Consider the following 5857-nt stretch of genomic DNA (forward strand, 5'->3'; position numbering starts at 1 on the left):
ACTCGCTACGAAAAACTGAAACAAACATTTCTGGCAATCATCCAACTGGCCCTCGGATTCATCCGCCTAAAGCGGATTTAATCGTCAACAGAGCCTAGCGAATCGGGGCGGTTTGGAGAAACCGGCGTCGGCCAGGAAGCCGGAGCATGACCTACTTCGTCTTTAGGGAGCGAGCTCGCGCGCGTAGCCGACGATCATTTCGTGGTTCCCGGTGACAAAGACAATGCACCGTACCGTTTTGCTAATCGCATACTTGCTGGCGTTGATTGCCCACTATGGCGCAGAACGATGTCTGGCGGAAGCCGGCACTTCGACGGTCGCCAGTGCTGGCCACGAGGTCTCTCCTGACGACGCCTGGCCGAAAGGCGTCATTGATCTTCTCAATGATCCCGCGCGCACCGACGGCTGGAATCCCTGGTTCTCTGAGTGGCCCAATGATGTTTGCCACTACGGGTACGACGTCCAGAACATCGATGACGTGAATCGGTTGATCGAGAAGTTCGCCAAGATTGAAACGGAGATTCGCCAAGTTCATCTGTCCAACAAGGCGGAGCCGGATCTACTTGGCTGGGTGACGCGGGCGCCGGAGAAAAACGGCATCGCCGTCCTGTATTCAGCGGGAGACCAGGTGAGGGTCGATCAATGGTACGGGCACGTCCGCAAGCCGTTCGGCGAGATCGAGTTCACCGGCACGCCGGTCGCCGTGCCACCGACGCTGACGATCTTCGTGGGGAACGCGAAGATCGACCTTGCTCAACTGAAAGTCCCAGCTGGAATCGAAGTCAGCGCAGGCAGCGTTCCGGGACCGTTCCTGCAATGGAATGACAAACGCGAACAGATGACAGAAGAGCAGGCGAAGCAAACTGCCGCTAGGTTACCGAAATTGAGTGAGGATGAGCAACAGGCGCAGGAGCGGATCAAGGCGTTTCTCAAGGCGCGGTAGAAACCCTATCGAGAATGCGTTGTTCTGCTAAGAAGTCGCACGCATCGCCGTTTTAGAAATGGTGCTCGGGTTCGCGGGAATATATTGGCAGCCTGATCGATCTCTATTTCAATGGTCGAGCGAACGGTTTCCTGACACGGGGAGCATGCACGTGCGCGCGATGATCTTGTTAGCCGTGTTCGCGGTAGGCTGTGGGCAAGCGGCGGTCCAAAGCGAAGCGCCCAGTCGCGCAGCGTCTGCTGACGAAGCGCCGGCGTTCGCCCTGGCTCAGACGCCCGCCGTTGAAGCGCTCGCCGAGCAGGCGCCCGCGAAAGATGGTCCGCCGTCCGCCGATGCAATCGAGCGCAAGATCATCTACACAGCTGACGTCGATCTGGTGGTCGAAGACTTCACGCCGACTACCAGTCTGGTGGATGCGATGGTCAAGCGCTACGGCGGCTTCGTCGCCAGTTCGCAAGTCTCGGGCGAGACGGGCGAGAGCCGTTCGGGCCAATGGAAACTTCGAATTCCCTTCGCGAACTTCGACGAGTTCCTCCAGGAAGCACAAGGAAAGCTCGGCGAAGTCCGGAACCTCGCGCGCAACTCTCAGGATGTCAGCGAGGAATTCTACGACGTCGAAGCCCGCATCGGCAACAAGCGCCAGGAAGAGGCGCGCTTGTTGAAACTGCTCGAAGAGCAGACCGGCACGCTGGAGGACGTGTTGCGGGTTGAACGCGAATTGTCCCGGGTGCGCGAGGAAATCGAGCGCTTCGAGGGACGGAAGCGGGTCCTGGCGGACCTGACGTCGTTGACGACTATCACGCTACGCGTCGAGGAAGTGCGCCACTACATGCCCGAGGTGGCCGCGACGTTCGGAGATCGCCTTCGCCGCTCGTTTTCGGAATCGTTGTGGAACATGCGCACCGCCGGCGAGTCCTTCGCGGTGGCCGCTGTCGCAGCCGCGCCGTGGCTGGCATTGCTAGCCGTGCCGTTGGCAATCGCAGTCCAGGTTTGGCGCCGGCGCGTTCGTGCGCACCGCGGCGCCGGCCAAATCCTCTAGCCTTCGGTACAAGAGCGCGGTCCCGATCCGGCAGTCCGAACGGCCCGACTTGAGCCCATCCCCAGCTTGATAACATTGCCCCCGTAACCTATAAGACAGAACTCAAGCCGCTGCGGCCGGCCGGGGGGTGAACATGGGCGAACGCCGATGTGTCCTGCTCGGGGTGAGGCCGCAATTCGTTGCCCGAATGGCGGAATTGGCAGACGCGCTAGATTCAGGTTCTAGTGGCCGCAAGGTCGTGGAGGTTCGAGTCCTCTTTCGGGCACTTTCATCCATGCGGGCTTACGGATGTGCGGCCGTAATGTCGTGTTTTTTTCGCAACTGCAGCACATTGTCTTGAACGAGCAGTTGGTAGCGGGGATTTCGCGACTTCGAAAATACCTGTTCGATTCGTGCCTGCAGTCCCCGCTTGTTCCCCGGCTCACTCGCCTCTATCATGTGAGATTCCTCGCCCCGCCCATGGTCCGCCCGAATGCGGTGGACGGCCGGGTTTGAGTTGATTTTGAGCCAATTTGCGGGAGCGATCGCGTCATGACGATGGACCAGAGTTTGAAGCTGAAAACGGGGCTGGCCCGGGCTCGCGGCGTGTTGAGCCGGGACGAGCGGTTGACCAAGCTTAAAGAAATGGACCGCTGGAAGGACGGGGATTCCCCGATCGGCCTCCCCAAGGTCCGCGTCGTGAAGCTCTCGATGAAGAAGAAAAAGAAGAAGGAAGCCGAAGGGGATGCCGCCGCGCCAGCCGCGGGTGGCAAGGCAGCAGCCAAGCCGGCCGCCGGTGCGAAGGCCGCCGCGGGCGCCAAGCCGGCTGCCGCCGCCGCCAAACCAGCCGCGGGTTCCGGCGCGAAAAAGAAGTAACCCGGATTCGGGCCCGCGAACCACGCGAAATAACGCGAAAGGGATCGCTGATGTCTGGCGGTCCACAGAACACACGGAACGAGAGTCCGAATTCTTCCCTGTGTTCCGTGGACTAATCCCCACCCAATGTTTTCGCGTCCTTTCGCGTGTTTCGCGGGCAAATCCGAATTCCGCGATGTCGGCAATAGATGGGAGTTCGCTCGATGCGCTTCAAGCTGGAGTACGGCAAGACGGGTCTGGAAGTCGACTTGCCGGCCGAACGCATTGTCCGCACGTTGGGCTATAAGAACGCCACGCCCTTGCCGGATCCCCGCGGGTCGCTCCAAGCTTGCTTGGCGCAACCCACTGGCTCGCCCCCTTTGGCGGAAATTGCGCGGGGACGGAAAAGTGCGTGCGTGGTGATTTGTGACATCACGCGCCCGGTTCCGAATGAGTTGATCCTCGGCGAAATCCTGCCGACGCTCGAAGCCGCCGGCATTCCGCGCGAGGCGATCACCATCCTCATCGCCACCGGCCTGCACCGGCCGAACGAAGGCGAGGAGTTGATCGAGCTCGTCGGCGAGCGAATCGCTCGCGACTACCGTTGCGAGAACCATCACGGCCAGGTGCTGGAAGAACACACGTATCTCGGTGAAAGCCCGCGCGGCGTGCCGATGTGGATCGACAGTCGCTACATCGACGCCGATCTGAAAATTACCATCGGTCTGATCGAGCCGCATCTGATGGCCGGCTTTTCCGGCGGCCGGAAGCTGATCTGCCCGGGCATCGCCGCGCTGGAGACGGTCAAGATCTGGCACGGGCCGACGTTCCTGGAACACCCAAAGGCCGATTGCGGCATCCTGGACGGCAACCCCGTCCACGAGGAAAACACCTGGATCGGCCGCCGCGCCGGCTGCGACTTTATCTGCAACGTCGTCATCGACGCCGAACGCCGCCCGTTATTCTTCGTCGCTGGCGACATGGAAGCGGCGTTCCTGAAAGGCGTCGAATTCGTCCGCGCCGTGGTCACCGACAAGGTCGAGAAACCAGTCGACGTCGTGGTGACCAGCTCCGCCGGATATCCGCTCGATACCACCTTCTATCAATGCGTGAAGGGTATGACCGGCGCCCTGCCGATCGTCAAGGAAGGGGGCACGATCATCCTCGCCGCCAGCTTGAGCGAAGGAATCGGCAGCCCGCAGTTCCAGCAGTTGTTCCAGGAAAACGAGAACCTCGAGATCTTCGTCGAACGCATCCTGGGCAAGGACTACTTCGTGATGGACCAGTGGCAGCTCGAAGAGCTCGCCAAGGTCCGCCGCAAAGCGAAAGTAAAAATCGTCAGCGACGGCCTCTCGGCGGAGACGATCAACGGACTCTTTGTGGAAAGCGCCTCGAGCGTCGAGAGCGCACTCGAAGATTCGCTCGCCGAGTACGGCCCGTCGGCCACCGTGGCGGTGATTCCGAAGGGGCCGTACGTGCTGGCGCAGGTTGGGTAGCGAACCTCCGCTGTGCGACACCGGTCCAATACATTGTTGTGACACGGTCTCCCGACCGTGTCACTTGCTCGACCGAAGGTCTCCATTCGTTCTACCCCGACAACGTGGCACAGTCGGGAGACCGTGCCACAACCTTGGCGAGTTATGAGTTGATGCCCTACGTCCGCCCCAACATTGCCGCTTTGGCTGGATATGCTCCGGGCGAGCAACCCCAGGGCGGGAAATTCATCAAGCTCAATACGAATGAGAACCCATACCCGGCTTCTCCGGCGGTGACCACGGCGATCGAGGCCGCGCTGCGAAACGGTTTGCAACGCTACCCGGATCCGATGGCGACCGCTTTTCGCTTGCGCGCAGCGCAACTTTTCGCGGCCGAAGTGCCGGGCATCACGCCGGATTGGATTCTCTGCGGGAACGGCAGCGATGATCTGCTGACGATTCTCACGCGCACGTTCATCTGCGAAGGAGAATTGCTGCGGCTGCCGTACCCGAGCTACATCCTCTACCGCACGTTGGCTGAGATCCAAGGCGCGCGGGCGGAAGAAGTGCGATTCGGCGCGGATTGGTCGCTCAATGACGATTTCAGCGCCAAGGCCGCTGGTTTAAAGCTCGCCTTCCTGCCGAATCCGAATAGCCCGTCGGGCACGTACATCGCGCCGGAGCGCGTGCTCGAAATCGCGGAACGTTTGCCGTGTCCCTTGGTGGTGGACGAAGCGTATGTCGATTTCGCGGCGACGAATTGCCTGAGCCTCGTTGCGCGCAGCGAGAAGATCATCGTCACGCGGACGCTCAGCAAGTCGTACGCGCTGGCCGGATTGCGCTTCGGCTTCGCCATAGCGCAGCCGCACTTGATCCGCGAGCTGATCAAGGTCAAAGATTCGTATAACGTCGACGCCCTCTCCATCGCCGGCGCCACGGCCGCTATCGACGACCAGGCCTGGCTCCGCGAAAACCGCCGCAAGGTGCTCGGCACGCGCGAGAAGCTCACCGCCGGGATGAAGGCCCTCGGGTTCGACGCCGTGCCGTCGCAGGCCAATTTCGTCTGGTGCCCGCACCCCAAGCTGCCGGTCAAACCGCTCTACGAACAGCTCAAGACGTCCGGCGTCCTGGTACGCTATATGAACTATCCGGGCTGGTCCGACGGCCTCCGCATCTCGGTCGGCACCGACGATCAGAACGAGGCTTGCCTGGGGCTGCTGCGTGGTATGGTTTAGGGGGAAAGTGATGATTGCGGAGTGATGAGTGATGAGTGGAAGAATTGCCAAGATCGAACGTAACACCGCTGAGACGAAGATTCGGCTGGAACTGAATCTCGACGGAACCGGCGCGTCGACGATTGCCACCGGCGTCGGCTTCTTCGATCACATGCTGACGCTGTTCGCGCGGCATGGGGCGTTCGATCTCACCGTCGAAGCGCAGGGCGACTTGCACGTCGATCAACATCACACGGTCGAAGACGTCGGCATCTGCTTGGGGCAGGCGATCAAAATTGCGCTCGGCGACAAGGCCGGCATCCGCCGTTACGGGCACTTCACGTTGCCGATG

6 protein-coding genes and 1 tRNA gene are annotated in these 5857 nt (G+C 61.0%); all 7 read left to right on the forward strand.

Going from position 1 to position 5857, the window contains the following annotated elements:
- The first annotated feature begins 223 nt into the window (after nt 1-223).
- Nucleotides 224-943: a hypothetical protein gene (locus SGJ19_06135; protein ID MDZ4779813.1), complete on the forward strand. Its 720-nt coding sequence runs from the start codon at nt 224-226 to the stop codon at nt 941-943.
- Nucleotides 944-1103: 160 nt separating this feature from the next.
- Nucleotides 1104-1982 carry a DUF4349 domain-containing protein gene (locus tag SGJ19_06140; protein ID MDZ4779814.1) on the forward strand — a complete coding sequence of 293 codons (879 nt, stop codon included), beginning with the start codon at nt 1104-1106 and terminating at the stop codon, nt 1980-1982.
- Nucleotides 1983-2163: 181 nt separating this feature from the next.
- Nucleotides 2164-2247: transfer RNA gene (locus SGJ19_06145), tRNA-Leu, on the forward strand.
- Nucleotides 2248-2513: 266 nt separating this feature from the next.
- Nucleotides 2514-2837, forward strand: a complete 324-nt coding sequence (locus tag SGJ19_06150) for a small basic protein (protein ID MDZ4779815.1) — start codon at nt 2514-2516, stop codon at nt 2835-2837.
- 203 nt (nt 2838-3040) lie between these two features.
- Entirely contained in the window at nt 3041-4312 is a 1272-nt protein-coding gene (gene larA / locus SGJ19_06155; GenBank protein ID MDZ4779816.1) for a nickel-dependent lactate racemase, read from the forward strand.
- 152 nt (nt 4313-4464) lie between these two features.
- Nucleotides 4465-5526 carry a histidinol-phosphate transaminase gene (gene hisC, locus SGJ19_06160; protein MDZ4779817.1) on the forward strand — a complete coding sequence of 354 codons (1062 nt, stop codon included), beginning with the start codon at nt 4465-4467 and terminating at the stop codon, nt 5524-5526.
- Between the two features lie 31 nt (nt 5527-5557).
- Nucleotides 5558-5857 (forward strand): imidazoleglycerol-phosphate dehydratase (locus tag SGJ19_06165; GenBank protein MDZ4779818.1); only part of this gene is annotated, 300 nt, incomplete at its 3' end.

This window comes from Planctomycetia bacterium (genome assembly GCA_034440135.1).
In the GTDB taxonomy this organism is placed as follows: Bacteria; Planctomycetota; Planctomycetia; order Pirellulales; family JALHLM01; genus JALHLM01.